Below are 17,014 nucleotides of genomic sequence, written 5' to 3'. Positions count from 1 at the left end.
CGACTACCAGCGGTAGTGCGCGAAGGCCTTGTTGGACTCGGCCATCTTGTGGGTGTCCTCGCGCTTCTTGACGGCAGCGCCAAGACCGTTGGAGGCGTCGAGCAGCTCGTTCATGAGGCGCTCGGTCATGGTCTTCTCGCGGCGGGCGCGGGAGTAACCCACGAGCCAGCGCAGCGCGAGGGTGGAGGCGCGACCGGGCTTGACCTCGATCGGCACCTGGTAGGTGGCGCCACCGACACGGCGGGACTTGACCTCGAGCGAGGGCTTGACGTTCTCAAGCGCGCGCTTCAGCGTGATGACCGGGTCGTTGCCGGTCTTCTCGCGGAGGCCCTCCATGGCGCCGTACACGATCCGCTCGGCGGTGGAACGCTTGCCGTCCAGCAGGATCTTGTTGATCAGCGAGGTGACAAGAGGAGAGTTGTAGACCGGGTCGATGATGACCGGGCGCTTCGGGGCGGGGCCCTTACGAGGCATTCTTACTTCTCCTTCTTGGCGCCGTAGCGGCTGCGGGCCTGCTTGCGGTTCTTGACACCCTGGGTGTCGAGCGAACCACGGATGATCTTGTAACGAACACCCGGCAGGTCCTTCACACGGCCACCACGCACGAGCACGATGGAGTGCTCCTGCAGGTTGTGTCCCTCACCCGGGATGTAGGCCGTGACCTCGATACCGGAGGTCAGACGCACACGCGCGACCTTACGGAGTGCCGAGTTCGGCTTCTTCGGGGTGGTCGTGAACACACGCGTGCAGACGCCGCGGCGCTGGGGCGAACCCTCGAGCGCGGGCGTCTTGTTCTTCTCGACCTTGTCCTGCCGGCCCTTCCGGACCAGCTGCTGGATCGTAGGCACTACTTCTCCGGTTTCTGTGTGCCGTTCGTGAAACTAACCTGGAACGTCACCGACCCACGCGGTCGGGTGTGTCGAATACTGCAAGCTCCTGCCGCAAGGCAGAAGGAGCGCAGATTGCGGTAGCCACTGACGGACTCGCCATGCGGTTGAGGACACGCACACGAGCCCAGGCACACCCCAGGCACAAGGTCTGAGCGTACCTACCTCGTCGACTCCGGTCAAAACAAATGCTGTCCGCCACGACACGCCGGACTTCCGCAGCTCACGGCCAACGGAATTGAGACAGCCGGCCGCGGACGCACGGCAGGAAAACAACCTTGTCGGTCCGGTCATACGCGTCCTCAGTACATTGAACCGCGCGGTGGACGATCGGGGGACGGGATGGCGGCGGCGTACATACCCGATGGCGACGGGCTCGACGACCGGGTGCCCTTTCTCGCCCGCCTGGAGCGCGAGGACCGGGTGTCCCTCCTCGGACTGGGCCGCGAGCTGAGTTTCGCCTCCCGGGCCCCGCTGCTCAGGCAGGACGAACCGTCCGCGTACGTCCTGTTGATCGTCAACGGCTGGACGAAGGTCACCACGTCCGCGCCGAACGGTTACGAGGCGTTGCACGCCCTGCGCGGCCCCGGCGACATCGTGGGCGAGTCGGCCGCGCTGACCGGCCGGCCACGCTCGGCGACGGTGACCGCGCTCTCCCCCGTGCGGGCCGTGGTCGTGGCGCACGAGAAGTTCCGCGCGTTCGTGGCAGGCTCCGCCAAGGTCTCGCTCACGCTCCTGGCATTGACCGCCGACCGTACGCGCGCTGCGGATCGGCGCAGCCTGGAGTTCGCGGCGATGACGGTACGGGAGCGCTTCGCCGTTCTGCTGCTGGATCTGGCGCACACCCACGGCGGCCGTACGGATGAAGGCATCGAACTCGACATACCGCTCAGCAAACAGGAGCTGGCCGGGGCGGTCGGTGCCTCCAGGGAAATGGTCCAGCGGCTGCTGAAGGACCTGCGCGAACGGGGCATCGTACTGACAGGGCGGCGGGCGATGGTGATCGTGCGGCCGGACGCGCTCCGCCGGATCGCCCGGGCGCAGGACTCTGCCCGACCGGTCGTCCGCCACGAAGCCCCGCTCCCTCCGTAGAGCAGGTTCCGCGCGCTCTGCGGAGGAAGCGCGGCCGCAGACGACTCTGTGCACACGGTCACACTCGAAGTGAGTCATCCGCCCTCACCACCGCAGTCCCATCAGCCCCACGCTCGTGTCTTCGGCCCGCGGAGACCCGAGCGAGAGGCACCCCCATGAACGATCCCGTGAACAGCACGATCCTGCTGCTCGACATCGAGAAGTACAGCGAGCGGGACGATGTCGAGCAGGCGTATCTGCGCCGCATGCTCTATGACCTCACCGACCGGGCACTGCTCGCCGCCGGGATCGACGAGACCCGGCGCAGGCGGGCGGACCGCGGCGACTCCGTGATGGAGTTGATCGACGCCAACTGCTCGGTGATCGCCCTGCTGCGGGCGCTGCTGACCGAGGTGCCGGCCCAGTTGCGCAGCCAGAACCGGCGAGCCTCCGCCTCGGCTCAGATGCGGCTTCGCGGAGTGGTCGCTTCGGGGTACGTCGCCGTGGACCGGCTCGACGGATGGGTCGGCAGCGATCTCAACCACGCGTGCAGACTGCTGGACACGGAGTTGCTGCGGACGGCGCTGCGGGAGCGCCCGGACGACTTCGCGCTGTGCGTGTCCGATCCGGTCTACCGGGGCGTTGTACGGCACAGCCACGCCGGCGTTCCGGCCGAGGAGTTCCGCTCCGTCACGGTGGACAGCAAGAACGGTCCGCTCGCTGCGTGGCTGCACGGTCCGCTTCCGAGTGAGCGCCCGCACCCCGCGAGCGGGAAGGGGGACGCCCCGTCGGTCTCCGGCATTGCCCCGCCCACCCCGCAGGAACCGGCCCAGGCCTTCGACTTCGGCGGCGCCACAGTCAACGGAGGTGTCTTCGGCGGGACCAACCACGGCATCGGCGGCGGCACCTTCTCCGGAGACATCCATCTCGGCGACGGAGGCCGGGGAGACCGCCGGTGAGCGCCGAGGAACAACCGCACGGCTCCCAGCCCTCGACAGGGGGCGACCAGTCTTCCGAGGCGCAGGACGGCCGCCAGGCCGACGGGGAGACAACCGAGGAGACCGACCAGCCGCAGCCCGCCTGGGCAGCCCGGCGGGACCTGGAGAACCACACCCCACGGACCATGGGATTCGGGGACGGCGCCCAGGTCGGCGGGGGCGTCTTCGGCGGGATCAACCACGGCATCGGCGGCGGCACCTTCTACGGGGACATCCTGCTCGACAGGACCGAGATCATCTACCAGTTCGGCGCCTCCTCCGCACTCCACACCTCGGGCGAGATCGCACAGTCCACCCTGGAGGAGCTGTCGGCCTGTTTCGTGCCTGCGTGCGCCGACTTCGAGGCGTTGGTCGACCGGCTGCGCGAAGAGCATGTCCTGGTGGTCTCGGGCCCGTATTTCGCGGGTCGGCGGACCGCCGCACTCATGCTGCTGCACCGGCTCCGCGCAGATCCGGTCCAGGCGATCGGCCGGGACACCACCCCCGGACAGCTCACAGCCGGTCTCGGTGGCGGCGAGACACGCGACGGCCGAACCGGCCATGTCCTCTGCGATCTGATCACCGAGCCGGGCCGACCGCTGCGGGAGGCGGATCTGCTGGCTGCCCGCAAGGAACTGGGCGAGGACGCGTATCTGGTGATCACCGTGGGGCCGACGGCCCTGCTGGAGGATGTACCGGTGGTGAGCTGGCAGGCTCCCCCGCCGGGCGATGTCCTCGCCGCGCACCTGGGGGTGCTGGTGGGCGAGGACCATGTGCCGGAGCTGCTTTCCCTGCCGGCCGTGACCGCGTTCCTCGAACGCAACCATCAGCCGCGCGAGGCCGCCGAGTTCGCCCGGCTCCTGGCGAGGTACGCGACCGGGGAGGCCGACACCGCTGAGCTCGGGGACTTCTCCCTGATCGCGTTGGAGAACCAGGTCCAGGAGTGGTTCGAGGACGACGGGACCGTGCTGCACCTGCGGGACAAGGCATTCCTCGTCGCCCTGGCCGCCTTCGACGAGGGCCCGTACGCCCTGACGGCGGAGCTGAGCGATCTGCTCTACGTCTTCCTCCACGAAATCGAGAGCGGGCTGCGGTCCGCCACCGTCCCGGTCTTCGGCACGCACATCGGCAAGCGGCTCCAGCTCGCCCGTGCCCGGCGGTTCGAGGCCGAGGAGCCCACCGAGTGGGGTCCGGTCCGACAGGTGAAGGCCGCCTACCGGGACGAGCGGGCCCCACTCGTGTTGCTGCGCGAGATATGGACCGGGCACCCCTCGGCACGGCCCGCACTCGTGCACTGGCTGCAACGGCTGGCCGGGGACGGACGGCCGTTCGTGCGTACCCGCGCCGCCTCCACCGTCGCCGTGCTCGCCCATACCGATCTGCCGTCCGCCATGGCGCTGGTCATCGAGCCATGGGCCTCCTCACACCTCTACCGGCACCGCCTCGTCGCCGTCAACGCGCTCACACTCACCCACGTGCTGGGCACTCCCAACGTGCCGCGCATCCTCGACGCCTGGTGCGAGAGCGACGAGTCGCCGCTGCGCTGGGTCGCCATCCGCGCCCATGGGCTGATCGGGCCGGAACGCCCCTCCGAGACCCTGGCAGCGCTGCGCTCGGCGGCCCGGCACCAGGCAGGACAGCCGGAGCCCGACACGGATCTTTCGGGGCAACTCGCCGAGTCCGTAGAGCTGTTGCTGTTGTCACCAGCGGGCGAGGACGTGCTCGCGGGGCTGCTCAGGACGCTGCACGACGACCGTCCGGCGACCGACCTCGCGCTCGGCGGCTTCATCAGCGCCTGCCGTCGGACCGAGCAGGACGAGCGCCATGGGCAGCCGCTCGTTCTGTCCTGGTACGCGCGAGCGTCGGCCGCGCGGACACCGGCCGCCACCGGCATCGTCGAGCTGTGGCGCACCGCCCTGGGGAGCCGCGGCCACACCCGGGACGCCCTCGACGTGCTGCGCCGCTGGGTGCTGTCGGCGGACCACGATCCCGGCACGGAGTGGGCGCTCGCCGCGCTGCTGCCCTCACTCGTCACCACGCCGTCGGAGCACCAGCGGCTCAGCCATCTCCTGCGGACGATGCCCGGCGAGGACGGCACCGACCCCCCGCCCGTGACAGGCCGGCTACTGGCCGTCCTGACTCATCCCTGACCTGCGATCTCGTCCACAGCAACAGGAGAGTGCCCATGCCCGAATTCCGACGAGCACCCGACTGGGACCAACGGGCCGACCGCGGAACGCGGTTGTCCGACCCGGTGGTCACGGTCCGGCAACTGTCCCGCTTCGGATTCGCCCGCCGCCCGCTCACCCGCATCGACCACGCCCTGGTCTTCTCGGCCCGGGACGGCTCGTACGAAACCTACCTCCCGCCGGTCCGCCCCACCAGGGCCGGAGCCGCCGCGAAGCGATACACCTCGGTGTACGAGGTCGACATGGGGGTCCATCCCGTACGCGAGGAGATCGGCCTGCCGAGCAACGATGACGCCTTCGAGTTCGGAGTGGTCGTCGAACTGTCGTGGCAGGTCGTCGATCCCGCGCTGTTCGTGGCGAGCCGACACCGTGACGTACCACGACTGCTGATCGGCGAGCTGGAACAGTCGGCCCGGGCCGTCACCCGCCGCTACCCCGCCTCCCGGAGTGCGGAGGCCGAGGAGGCACTGCTGCGGGAAGTACGCGCACAGGGTTCACTCGGCACGCGAGCGGGTCTCGCCGTGGCCTGGACCGTACGGCTGCGCGGGGACCAGGAAGCCATCGACCATGTACGGCGAATGAGGTCCATCGACCATGCGGCCACCGAGCAGGTCCACACCGAGCGGCGGGGCCGGGAGCACGATGCTGCGATCGACCGGCGCGTCAGGGAGCAGGACGCACTGCAGTGGGGGCGCGCGGCCGAATTCGATGAGCAGCAGCACGAACTGAGGTTGCGGCAGCAGAAGTGGCAGCACACGGAGGCGGTCGACCGGGCCCGTCGGCAGATGGAGCTGCAGCAGGTGAACGCGGAAAAGATCGCCTTCTACGAAAAGCACTTGGAACAGGGCGGGGTCCGCGCATGGGCGCTCCATCTGGCCGACCATCCCGAGGACACCAAGCTCGTGGTGACAAGCCTGCGCCAGGACCAACTACACATGATCCAGGCGCAGATGGAGCTGGCGGGCGAGCTGCTGCAGGGCGACAGCGCGGAGAACCACGAGTTGGAGGCACCGAAGAAGAGGGCTCTCCAGGCGTTGATCGACGTACTGAACCAGCATCTTCCCGGCGTCACCGCGCAGAGCACGGCCGAAGGCCGGCTGACCGTGTCGATGCCGCAGGACGCACTGAGAGCGGCGCCGGAAGCGGTCATGCGGAGCATGTCCCGGCCGGACTTCGACCTGACCGACGGCATTGAGGCAAACAGCCGGGAGGTGCACCGGCTCGATGGGACGCCCCTCCGCAAGGCCGATCCGGAGACGGGCGACCCGTCGAGTCCCTTCCCGGGCTGGCAGCCGCCGCCGGGCTATGGCAGCGCGCCTCTGAGGCCGACGGGCACCGCCACGCCATCGGCCGGTGCGGAAGACGTGCGCAGAGCACCCGGCGGGACCGGCGTGCCGAAGGCACGGACTGTGACTGCCGCGGCATCTCCCGACCCCCGGCCCGCCTCCGCCTCCGCCGAGGACATGACGGCGGACGCCGCCGGAGCGGCCGGCCGGAGTGGGGCGACCGACGCAGCCGAGCCTGCGGACGCTCCCGGGGCTGCGAACCCGCCGAGGACATCGGACACGCCCCGGGCCACGGACGTGGCAGGAGCGCCGGGCCAGGAGGACCACAGCACATGACCGACAGCCCACCGATCCAGAACACCGATGCCGGGGCGCGGCTACTCCTCGATCTGCGGTCCGAGATCGCACGAGCCGACAGCAAGGCATCCGTACTGGTTGCCGCGCTCGGCATGACCGCAGGCGTGATCAGCGGCTGGCTGGCTGGGAGCGAGTGGCGACCGAACGCGCTCTCCTCCCCCGGCACGGCCCTGTGGTGGGCGGGCACCGGCGGGCTGGCGACGGCGCTGCTCTCCATGCTGATGGCCATACTCCCGCGCTACCGCGGCAGTACCTGGGTCCCCGGAGCCCCGCTCACCTACTTCGCGGACATCCGGCGCGCCGCCCGACAGAACCGGTTGCCGGAAGCGCTCGACGCCACTGAGAGCGCCCAGGCCACGGCACTCGTCACGGCCCTGACCGAAACCAGCCGGATCGCCGTATGCAAGCACCAGTGGATACGCGTGGGGCTGCTCGCCTACTCCGTCGGCACCGTCCTGCTCCCCGCCTCGCTACTCCTCGGCTGATGTTCCTCCCGCCAAAGGATGACCATGAATCCACCGAAACCTCAGTCCCATGACCCGGGCGACGGGTTCGTACCACCCCCGGACCCGTACCTGACCGCCACCGCCCCACCCGCGCCCGATGACTTGATCTACGAGCACGGGCCGGGCCGACGTGTGTACTACACGGCGCACCAGCGGCGTGTGGACATCACCGTACTCGGACGGCTGACATTGGCACTGCCTGCCTTCCTGACGAACACGCTGGTGGTGCTGCTCGTCGGCGCGGTCCTGGACGGCTGCCTCGGGCTTCCGTTCTGGATACCGGCCGCGCTCTGGCTGGCATCCGGCGCCCTGGTCTTCCACCGGCCCACGGAGGAACTGCTCGCCCGCTACCTGCTGGGGCTCCGGCGCCCGATGCCCAAGGAGGCCGCACGGCTGGAGCCGGTCTGGCACGAGGTGACAGCCATCGCCGGGGTCGACGGAGCGTCGTATCAGCTCTGGATCGAGGAGAGCGACGACCTCAACGCGTACGCCGCCGCGGGCCACATCGTGGGGGTCACCCGGTTCGCCCTGGAACAGCTGTCGAGCGGCCAGCTGGCCGCCGTGCTCGCCCATGAGCTGGGCCACCACACCGGCGGTCATGCGTGGTCGTCGCTGCTGGGCCACTGGTACGGGCTGCCGGGCCGGGCGGCCTGGCGCGCCCTCCGCGCGATGGCCCGCTCCCTCGTCACGCCTGCCAGGTGTGCCGTCTACCTCGCCGTCGGCGTCCTGCTCCTCGCGATCGGCGGGCTCGCCTCCACCGCCGCCGCGGTCCTGTACGGGATTCCGATGCTTCTCGTACTTCCGTATCTGTCGGCGGCGGTGGGACGCCGTGCCGAACTGCGTGCCGACCGCCATGCCGCTGCACTCGGATTCGCACCGAAACTGGCCGAGGTGCTGGAGACGATGCACGCGAACGAGATCCGGGCGCGGCAGAAGGCGCTCCCCGTCACAGGAGAACGGATGGAGCGCGGGTCGACGCCTGCCCGACTGCTCTCCACCCACCCCGACGTCCCGACCCGGCTGCACCATCTGCGGCACTACCTGTAGCCACGGCCGCCGGTGCGGCACATCGGGACACGCCGGAGGGCGGCCACCCCGTACGAAACGGGGTGACCGCCCTCCGGTCGGTCAAGCGACTCGCTTACTGGTTGTACGGACCGTAGTCGTAGTCCTCCAGCGGAACGGCCTGGCCGGAGCCCGTGCCGAACGGCGAGTAGTCGATGTCGTCGTAGCCGACGGCCGAGTACATCGCGGCCTTGGCCTCCTCGGTCGGCTCGACCCGGATGTTGCGGTAGCGGGACAGGCCCGTACCGGCCGGGATGAGCTTACCGATGATGACGTTCTCCTTGAGGCCGATCAGGGAGTCGGACTTGGCGTTGATCGCCGCGTCCGTCAGGACCCTGGTCGTCTCCTGGAAGGAAGCCGCGGACAGCCACGACTCCGTCGCCAGCGAGGCCTTGGTGATACCCATCAGCTGCGGACGGCCGGAGGCGGGGTGACCGCCCTCGGTGACCACACGACGGTTCTCGGTCTCGAACTTCGAGCGCTCGACGAGCTCGCCCGGCAGCAGCTCCGCGTCGCCGGACTCGATGATCGTCACGCGGCGCAGCATCTGCCGGATGATGATCTCGATGTGCTTGTCGTGGATCGACACACCCTGCGAGTTGTAGACCTTCTGGACCTCGCCGACCAGGTGGACCTGGACCGCGCGCTGACCGAGGATCCGCAGCACGTCGTGCGGGTTGGTGGCACCCACGGTGAGCTTCTGGCCCACCTCGACGTGGTCGCCCTCGCCCACGAGCAGACGGGCGCGCTTCGAGATCGGGAAGGGGATCTCGTCGCTGCCGTCGTCCGGCGTGACCACGAGCTTCTTGGTCTTCTCGGTCTCCTCGATCCGGACCCGGCCCGCGGACTCCGAGATCGGGGCGACACCCTTGGGCGTACGGGCTTCGAAGAGCTCGACGACTCGGGGCAGACCCTGGGTGATGTCGTCACCGGCCACACCACCGGTGTGGAAGGTACGCATCGTCAGCTGGGTACCGGGCTCACCGATGGACTGGGCGGCGATGATGCCGACCGCCTCGCCGATGTCGACCAGCTTGCCGGTGGCGAGCGAGCGTCCGTAGCAGAAGGCACAGGTGCCGACCGCGGACTCACAGGTCAGGACCGAACGGGTCTTGACCTCCTCGACGCCGGCGCCCACCAGGGCGTCGATCAGGACGTCACCGAGGTCGACGTTGGCAGGCGCGATGACCTTGCCGTCGACGACGACGTCCTCGGCGAGCATGCGGGCGTAGACCGAGGTCTCGACGTCCTCCGTCTTGCGGAGCACACCGTCCGCACCCTTGACGGCGATCTTCAGCTTGAGGCCGCGCTCGGTGCCGCAGTCCTCCTCGCGAATGATCACGTCCTGCGAGACGTCCACCAGACGACGGGTCAGGTAACCCGAGTCGGCGGTACGCAGGGCGGTGTCCGCCAGACCCTTACGGGCACCGTGCGTGGAGATGAAGTACTCCAGAACGGTGAGGCCCTCACGGAAGGACGCCTTGATGGGACGCGGGATCGTCTCGTTCTTGGCGTTGGACACCAGACCACGCATACCGGCGATCTGACGCATCTGCATCATGTTTCCTCGGGCACCCGAGTCAACCATCATGAAGATGGGGTTCGTCTTGGGGAAGTTCGCGTTCATCGCCTCGGCAACCTCGTTGGTCGCCTTGGTCCAGATCGCGATGAGCTCCTGCGTGCGCTCGTCCTTGGTGATCAGACCGCGCTCGTACTGCTTCTGGACCTTCTCGTCCTGCGCCTCGTAGCCCGCGACGATCGCCTTCTTGGCCTCGGGGACCACGACGTCGGAGATGGCCACGGTGACACCGGAACGGGTCGCCCAGTAGAAGCCCGCCGCCTTCAGGTTGTCGAGCGTCGCCGCCACGATGACCTTGGGGTAGCGCTCGGCGAGGTCGTTGACGATCTCGGAGAGCTGCTTCTTGCCGACCGAGTAGTCGACGAACGGGTAGTCCTCGGGCAGCAGCTCGTTGAAGAGCGCGCGGCCCAGGGACGTACGCAGCCGGAACGTGTCGCCCTGCTGGTACTCCTGCTCGCCTTCCTCGGCGACCGGCGGCACCCAGCCGCGCGGCGGGATGGTGCCCACCGGGAAGCGGATGTCGACCTTCGCCTGGAGCGACAGCTCGCGGGCGTCGAAGGCCATGATCGCCTCGGCCGTGGAGCCGAAGGAACGGCCCTGGCCGATGACCTTGCGCTCCTCCTCGTCCGTGGTGAGGAAGAACAGGCCCAGCACCATGTCCTGGGTCGGCATGGTGACGGGACGACCGTCGGCCGGCTTCAGGATGTTGTTCGAGGACAGCATCAGGATGCGGGCCTCGGCCTGCGCCTCCGCGGAGAGCGGCAGGTGCACGGCCATCTGGTCACCGTCGAAGTCCGCGTTGAACGCGGTGCAGACGAGCGGGTGGATCTGGATGGCCTTGCCCTCGACCAGCTGCGGCTCGAAGGCCTGGATGCCGAGGCGGTGCAGGGTCGGTGCACGGTTCAGCAGCACCGGGTGCTCGGCGATGACCTCTTCGAGGACGTCGTACACCACGGTGCGGCCGCGCTCGACCATGCGCTTGGCCGACTTGATGTTCTGCGCGTGGTTCAGGTCGACCAGGCGCTTCATCACGAACGGCTTGAAGAGCTCCAGCGCCATGGCCTTCGGCAGACCGCACTGGTGCAGCTTGAGCTGCGGGCCGACGACGATCACGGAACGCGCGGAGTAGTCCACACGCTTACCGAGAAGGTTCTGACGGAATCGACCCTGCTTGCCCTTCAGCATGTCGCTGAGGGACTTGAGCGGGCGGTTACCGGGACCGGTGACCGGGCGACCGCGGCGGCCGTTGTCGAACAGCGCGTCGACGGCCTCCTGCAGCATCCGCTTCTCGTTGTTCACGATGATCTCGGGGGCACCGAGGTCAAGGAGACGCTTGAGGCGGTTGTTGCGGTTGATCACACGGCGGTACAGGTCGTTCAGGTCGGAGGTCGCGAAGCGGCCACCGTCCAGCTGCACCATCGGACGCAGGTCCGGCGGGATGACCGGCACGCAGTCGAGCACCATGCCCTTGGGCTTGTTGCTGGTCTGCAGGAACGCGGAGACGACCTTGAGGCGCTTGAGCGCACGGGTCTTCTTCTGGCCCTTGCCGGTACGGATGATCTCGCGGAGGCGCTCGGCCTCCTCGTCGAGGTCGAACGACTCGAGGCGCTTCTGCAGGGCGGCAGCACCCATGCAGCCGTCGAAGTACGTGCCGAAGCGGTCACGCAGCTCGCGGTAGAGCAGCTCGTCGCCCTCCAGGTCCTGGACCTTGAGGTTCTTGAAGCGGCTCCACACCTCGTCGAGACGGTCGATCTCGCGCTGCGCACGGTCGCGCAGCTGCTTCATCTCACGCTCGGCACCTTCGCGCACCTTGCGGCGCACGTCGGCCTTGGCGCCCTCGGCCTCCAGCTCGGCCAGGTCGGTCTCGAGCTTCTTGGCGCGGGCTTCGAGGTCGGCGTCGCGGCGGTTCTCGATCTGCTGACGCTCGACGGAGACGTGCGCCTCCAGCGAGGGCAGGTCGCGCGTACGGCGCTCCTCGTCCACGAACGTGATCATGTACGCGGCGAAGTAGATGACCTTTTCGAGGTCCTTCGGCGCGAGGTCGAGGAGGTAGCCAAGGCGCGACGGGACGCCCTTGAAGTACCAGATGTGGGTGACGGGAGCGGCAAGCTCGATGTGACCCATGCGCTCACGGCGCACCTTGGCGCGCGTGACTTCGACGCCACAGCGCTCACAGATGATGCCCTTGAAGCGGACACGCTTGTACTTGCCGCAGTAGCACTCCCAGTCCCGGGTCGGACCGAAGATCTTCTCGCAGAAGAGTCCGTCCTTTTCGGGCTTGAGCGTGCGGTAATTGATGGTCTCCGGCTTCTTCACTTCGCCGTGGGACCAGGTCCGGATGTCGTCCGCGGTGGCAAGGCCGATCCGCAGCTCGTCGAAGAAGTTGACGTCGAGCACTTGTCGTCAATCCCTCTTTCGGGGGTTCGAGCCCCCTCGCGTCAGGCGAGAAATCGGGGCACTTCAGCAATGGTCTGAACGGGTCCGGGGAGAGCCGGCCGGATCACTGGGATCCGGCCGACCAACCCGTCAGACCTCTTCGACGCTGCTCGGCTCGCGCCGGGACAGGTCGATACCGAGCTCCTCCGCCGCGCGGAAGACGTCCTCGTCCGTGTCGCGCATCTCGATGGACATGCCGTCCGAGGACAGCACCTCCACGTTGAGGCAGAGCGACTGCATTTCCTTGATGAGCACCTTGAAGGACTCAGGGATGCCCGGCTCGGGGATGTTCTCGCCCTTGACGATGGCCTCGTAGACCTTCACGCGGCCGGTCACGTCGTCGGACTTGATCGTCAGGAGCTCCTGGAGGGCGTATGCGGCGCCATAAGCCTCAAGGGCCCACACCTCCATCTCACCGAATCGCTGACCACCGAACTGAGCCTTACCACCCAGCGGCTGCTGGGTGATCATGGAGTACGGACCCGTCGAACGAGCGTGCAGCTTGTCGTCGACGAGGTGGTGCAGCTTCAGGATGTACATGTAGCCGACCGAGACCGGGTCCGGGAACGGCTCGCCGGAGCGGCCGTCGAACAGATTGGCCTTGCCGGAGGGCTGCACCAGGCGGTCGCCGTCGCGGTTCGGGATCGTGGCCTCGAAGAGACCGGAGATCTCGTCCTCGCGCGCACCGTCGAAGACGGGGGTGGCGACGTTGGTGCCGGGGGCGACCTGGTCGGCGCCGATGGCCTGCAGGCGCTTGGCCCACTCGTCACCGAGGCCGGAGACGTCCCAGCCGCGGCTGGCGAGCCAGCCGAGGTGGATCTCCAGGACCTGTCCCGGGTTCATTCGGGACGGGACACCCAGCGGGTTGAGGATGATGTCGACCGGGGTGCCGTCCTCCAGGAACGGCATGTCCTCGATCGGCAGGATCTTCGAGATGACGCCCTTGTTGCCGTGACGGCCGGCGAGCTTGTCACCGTCGGTGATCTTGCGCTTCTGCGCGACGTAGACGCGGACCAGCTGGTTCACGCCCGGCGGCAGCTCGTCGCCCTCTTCGCGGTCGAAGACGCGGACGCCGATGACCTTGCCGATCTCGCCGTGCGGCACCTTCAGCGAGGTGTCGCGCACCTCGCGCGCCTTCTCACCGAAGATCGCGCGGAGCAGGCGCTCCTCGGGGGTCAGCTCGGTCTCACCCTTGGGCGTGACCTTGCCGACGAGGATGTCACCGGCGACGACCTCGGCACCGATACGGATGATGCCGCGCTCGTCGAGGTCGGCGAGGACCTCTTCGGAGACGTTCGGGATGTCCCGGGTGATCTCCTCCGGGCCGAGCTTGGTGTCACGGGCGTCGACCTCGTGCTCCTCGATGTGGATCGAGGAGAGGACGTCGTCCTGCACGAGGCGCTGCGACAGGATGATCGCGTCCTCGTAGTTGTGACCCTCCCACGGCATGAACGCCACGAGCAGGTTCTTGCCGAGGGCCATCTCACCGTTCTCGGTGGCCGGACCGTCGGCGAGGACCTGGTCGGCGACGACCCGGTCGCCCTCGGAGACGACAACCTTCTGGTTGACCGAGGTGCCCTGGTTGGAGCGCATGAACTTGGCGATGCGGTACGTGGTGTACGTGCCGTCGTCGTTGGTCACGGTGATGTAGTCCGCGGAGACCTCCTGGACCACACCGTCCTTCTCGGCCTTGAGCACGTCACCGGCGTCGGTGGCGCAGCGGTACTCCATGCCGGTGCCGACGAGCGGGGCCTCCGACTTAATCAGCGGCACCGCCTGACGCATCATGTTCGCGCCCATGAGGGCACGGTTGGCGTCGTCGTGCTCCAGGAAGGGGATCATCGCGGTCGCGACGGACACCATCTGGCGCGGCGAGACGTCCATGTAGTCGACGTCCGTGCCGGGCACGTAGTCGACCTCGCCGCCACGGCGGCGGACCAGCACGCGGGACTCGGCGAACCGGAGCTCGTCGGTCAGCGGCGCGTTGGCCTGCGCGATGACGAAGCGGTCCTCCTCGTCGGCGGTCAGGTAGTCGACCTCGTCGGTGACCTGGCCCTCGACGACCTTGCGGTACGGCGTCTCGATGAAGCCGAACGCGTTGATCCGGCCGTAGGAGGCCAGCGAGCCGATCAGACCGATGTTCGGGCCTTCGGGCGTCTCGATCGGGCACATGCGGCCGTAGTGCGAGGGGTGCACGTCACGGACTTCGAAGCCGGCCCGCTCACGGGAGAGACCACCCGGGCCGAGGGCGTTGAGACGACGCTTGTGCGTCAGGCCCGACAGCGGGTTGTTCTGGTCCATGAACTGGGACAGCTGGCTGGTGCCGAAGAACTCCTTGATGGAGGCGACGACCGGCCGGATGTTGATCAGGGTCTGCGGCGTGATCGCCTCGACGTCCTGGGTGGTCATGCGCTCGCGCACGACGCGCTCCATACGGGCGAGACCCGTACGGACCTGGTTCTGGATCAGCTCGCCGACGTTACGGATACGACGGTTGCCGAAGTGGTCGATGTCGTCGGTCTCGACCATGATCGAGCGACCGGACTCGCCGACCGTCTCGGTCTCACCGGCGTGCAGCTTGACCAGGTACTTGATCGTCGCGATGACGTCGTCGCTGGTGAGCACACCGGCGTCGAGCGGCTCGTCGGCGCCGAGCTTCTTGTTCACCTTGTAGCGGCCGACCTTCGCGAGGTCGTAGCGCTTCGGGTTGAAGTAGAGGTTCTCGAGCAGCGTCTGAGCGGCCTCACGGGTGGGCGGCTCGCCCGGACGCAGCTTGCGGTAGATGTCGAGCAGCGCGTCGTCCTGGCCCTGGGTGTGGTCCTTCTCCAGGGTGGCGCGCATCGACTCGTACTCGCCGAACTCCTCCAGGATCTGCTCGGTCGTCCAACCGAGAGCCTTCAGGAGAACGGTGACGGACTGCTTGCGCTTGCGGTCGATGCGGACACCGACCATGTCGCGCTTGTCGATCTCCATCTCCAGCCAGGCACCCCGGGACGGGATGATCTTGGCGGAGAAGATGTCCTTGTCGGACGTCTTGTCGATCGAGGAGTCGAAGTAGACACCCGGCGAGCGGACCAGCTGCGACACGACGACACGCTCGGTGCCGTTGATGACGAAGGTGCCCTTGTTGGTCATGAGCGGGAAGTCGCCCATGAAGACCGTCTGGGACTTGATCTCGCCGGTCTCGTTGTTGGTGAACTCGGCGGTGACGAAGAGCGGGGCGGCGAACGTGAAGTCGCGCTCCTTGCACTCGTCGATCGAGTTCTTCGGGGGCTCGAAGCGGTGGTCGCGGAAAGTCAGCGACATCGACCCGGAGAAGTCCTCGATCGGCGAGATCTCCTCGAAGATCTCTTCCAGGCCGGACTTGGTCGGGACGTTCTGTCCACTGTCCAGAGCAGCCTCGACGCGAGCCTTCCATGCGGCATTGCCGAGGAGCCAGTCAAAGCTCTCGGTCTGCAGCGCGAGGAGGTTCGGAACCTCGAGGGGCTCCTTGATCTTTGCAAAGGAGATGCGCAGCGGGGCGGTGCTGGCACCGTTGTTCGTATTCGCGGTCGAGGCGTTGCGCGAGGCGGCCAAGAGGGGGTCCTTCCGAGGGCTCGGACTCACTACGCGCGTACCGGTCCCAAGCCGGACACGGTGACAGTCTGTTCCTGATTCAGCCGAATAAGGCCAGGTCAGAGACGATCAGTCATCGGTGCTCAAGCGAGGGCATGCCCCTGGTGACGGGCAGGAGGCAGCTAACAGGCAGCGCAAAGGGTCAGTGTAGCCAAACGGCACACTGATGTCCAGTCGGGGTTCTCAGAGACCCACGTTGCTCTCAACAGCTGTTCTCAACACCTATGGCTAGCCCTTGCGCGTGCTGCGCTCTTCTTTACTGCCCGCTTCGCCCACGATCCATGCCTCGGATTCGGATCGATGTGACGACGCGTCCTGAGAATTGCGCGCCGCGTGCGGTTCGTCAAGGCCCCCCTGCGGGGACAACGCCCCGAGGTCCGCACCCGACCGCCTCCCGGCGCCGGTCGGCCGCTCCGGAGAGGCAACGGCGAAGATCACCATACTCGTCGCCGCCGGAAGAGCAAGGCAGCCGCCTCGGGTACGCCGAAGGGCGACCACCCGGATGGGTGATCGCCCTTCGTCAGATGACGTCCGTGCCGTGCGGCACGGGGCGCCAGAAGGAGTCAGCAGACTCCCTGAGTCACTTGACCTCGACGGAAGCGCCGGCGGCCTTGAGGGACTCGGCAGCCTTCTCGGCGGCCTCCTTGGCGACCTTCTCGAGGACCGGCTTCGGGGTGCCGTCGACGAGGTCCTTGGCCTCCTTCAGACCCAGCGAGGTCAGCTCACGCACGACCTTGATGACCTGGATCTTCTTCTCGCCGGCGCCGGTGAGGATGACGTCGAACTCGTCCTTCTCCTCGACGGCCTCGGCAACGGCGCCCGGGCCGGCCGGACCGGCGACGGCGACGGCCGCGGCGGCGGTGACGTCGAACTTCTCCTCGAAGGCCTTCACGAACTCGGAGAGCTCGATGAGGGTCATCTCTTCGAACTGCGCGAGCAGGTCGTCCTGGGACAGCTTCGCCATGATGGCGTCCTTCCACTAATTCGGCAGGTGCCGGATGTACATGTAGGCGGGCGTACGTTCGGCCCGCTGCGACCGTCTCCCT

Annotated in this window: 11 protein-coding genes; 6 read left to right on the top strand and 5 right to left on the bottom strand. The window is 67.8% G+C overall.

The window, feature by feature from the left end:
- Positions 1–3: 3 nt before the first annotated feature.
- Both rpsG and rpsL read right to left on the bottom strand, forming a co-directional pair.
- Positions 4–474, bottom strand: a complete 471-nt coding sequence (gene rpsG / locus OG978_RS24215) for a 30S ribosomal protein S7 (RefSeq protein ID WP_072485550.1) — start codon at positions 472–474, stop codon at positions 4–6.
- Positions 475–476: 2 nt separating this feature from the next.
- A complete protein-coding gene (gene rpsL / locus OG978_RS24210) occupies positions 477–848 on the bottom strand; it encodes a 30S ribosomal protein S12 (RefSeq protein WP_003948652.1) in 372 nt (123 codons plus the stop codon).
- 381 nt (positions 849–1,229) lie between these two features.
- On the opposite strand from rpsL, the gene OG978_RS24205 reads away from it, so the two are divergent.
- The 6 genes from OG978_RS24205 to OG978_RS24180 all read left to right on the top strand — a co-directional run bounded on the left by OG978_RS24205 (position 1,230) and on the right by OG978_RS24180 (position 8,320).
- A complete protein-coding gene (locus tag OG978_RS24205) occupies positions 1,230–1,979 on the top strand; it encodes a Crp/Fnr family transcriptional regulator (RefSeq protein WP_326767216.1) in 750 nt (249 codons plus the stop codon).
- A gap of 155 nt (positions 1,980–2,134) precedes the next feature.
- Entirely contained in the window at positions 2,135–2,917 is a 783-nt protein-coding gene (locus OG978_RS24200) for a hypothetical protein (protein ID WP_326767215.1), read from the top strand.
- On the top strand, positions 2,914–5,085 hold the full coding sequence (locus OG978_RS24195; protein WP_326767214.1) for a hypothetical protein: 2,172 nt from the start codon (positions 2,914–2,916) through the stop codon (positions 5,083–5,085). The genes OG978_RS24200 and OG978_RS24195 overlap by 4 nt, the downstream gene beginning before the upstream one ends.
- A 35-nt stretch (positions 5,086–5,120) precedes the next feature.
- Positions 5,121–6,746 (top strand): hypothetical protein, encoded by a 1,626-nt coding sequence (locus OG978_RS24190; protein ID WP_326767213.1) that lies wholly within the window; start codon positions 5,121–5,123, stop codon positions 6,744–6,746.
- Positions 6,743–7,252 (top strand): Pycsar system effector family protein, encoded by a 510-nt coding sequence (locus OG978_RS24185; RefSeq protein ID WP_326767212.1) that lies wholly within the window; start codon positions 6,743–6,745, stop codon positions 7,250–7,252. The genes OG978_RS24190 and OG978_RS24185 overlap by 4 nt, the downstream gene beginning before the upstream one ends.
- Before the next feature lie 24 nt (positions 7,253–7,276).
- The gene (locus OG978_RS24180; protein WP_326767211.1) at positions 7,277–8,320 is read left to right on the top strand and encodes a M48 family metalloprotease; all 1,044 of its coding nucleotides are present in this window, start codon (positions 7,277–7,279) and stop codon (positions 8,318–8,320) included.
- A gap of 94 nt (positions 8,321–8,414) precedes the next feature.
- On the opposite strand, the gene OG978_RS24175 is transcribed toward OG978_RS24180, so the two are convergent.
- The 3 genes from OG978_RS24175 to rplL all read right to left on the bottom strand — a co-directional run bounded on the left by OG978_RS24175 (position 8,415) and on the right by rplL (position 16,932).
- Positions 8,415–12,314 carry a DNA-directed RNA polymerase subunit beta' gene (locus OG978_RS24175; protein ID WP_326767210.1) on the bottom strand — a complete coding sequence of 1,300 codons (3,900 nt, stop codon included), beginning with the start codon at positions 12,312–12,314 and terminating at the stop codon, positions 8,415–8,417.
- Between the two features lie 129 nt (positions 12,315–12,443).
- On the bottom strand, positions 12,444–15,929 hold the full coding sequence (rpoB, locus tag OG978_RS24170; RefSeq protein ID WP_326767209.1) for a DNA-directed RNA polymerase subunit beta: 3,486 nt from the start codon (positions 15,927–15,929) through the stop codon (positions 12,444–12,446).
- 619 nt (positions 15,930–16,548) lie between these two features.
- Complete coding sequence (gene rplL, locus OG978_RS24165; RefSeq protein WP_114246089.1) at positions 16,549–16,932, bottom strand: 50S ribosomal protein L7/L12; 384 nt, start codon at positions 16,930–16,932, stop codon at positions 16,549–16,551.
- Between the last annotated feature and the right edge of the window lie 82 nt (positions 16,933–17,014).

The sequence above is a fragment of the Streptomyces sp. NBC_01591 genome (assembly GCF_035918155.1).
GTDB lineage: Bacteria > Actinomycetota > Actinomycetes > Streptomycetales > Streptomycetaceae > Streptomyces.
The sequence above is the reverse complement of the archived record's forward strand: the minus strand, read 5'-3'. Positions and strand labels throughout refer to the sequence as shown.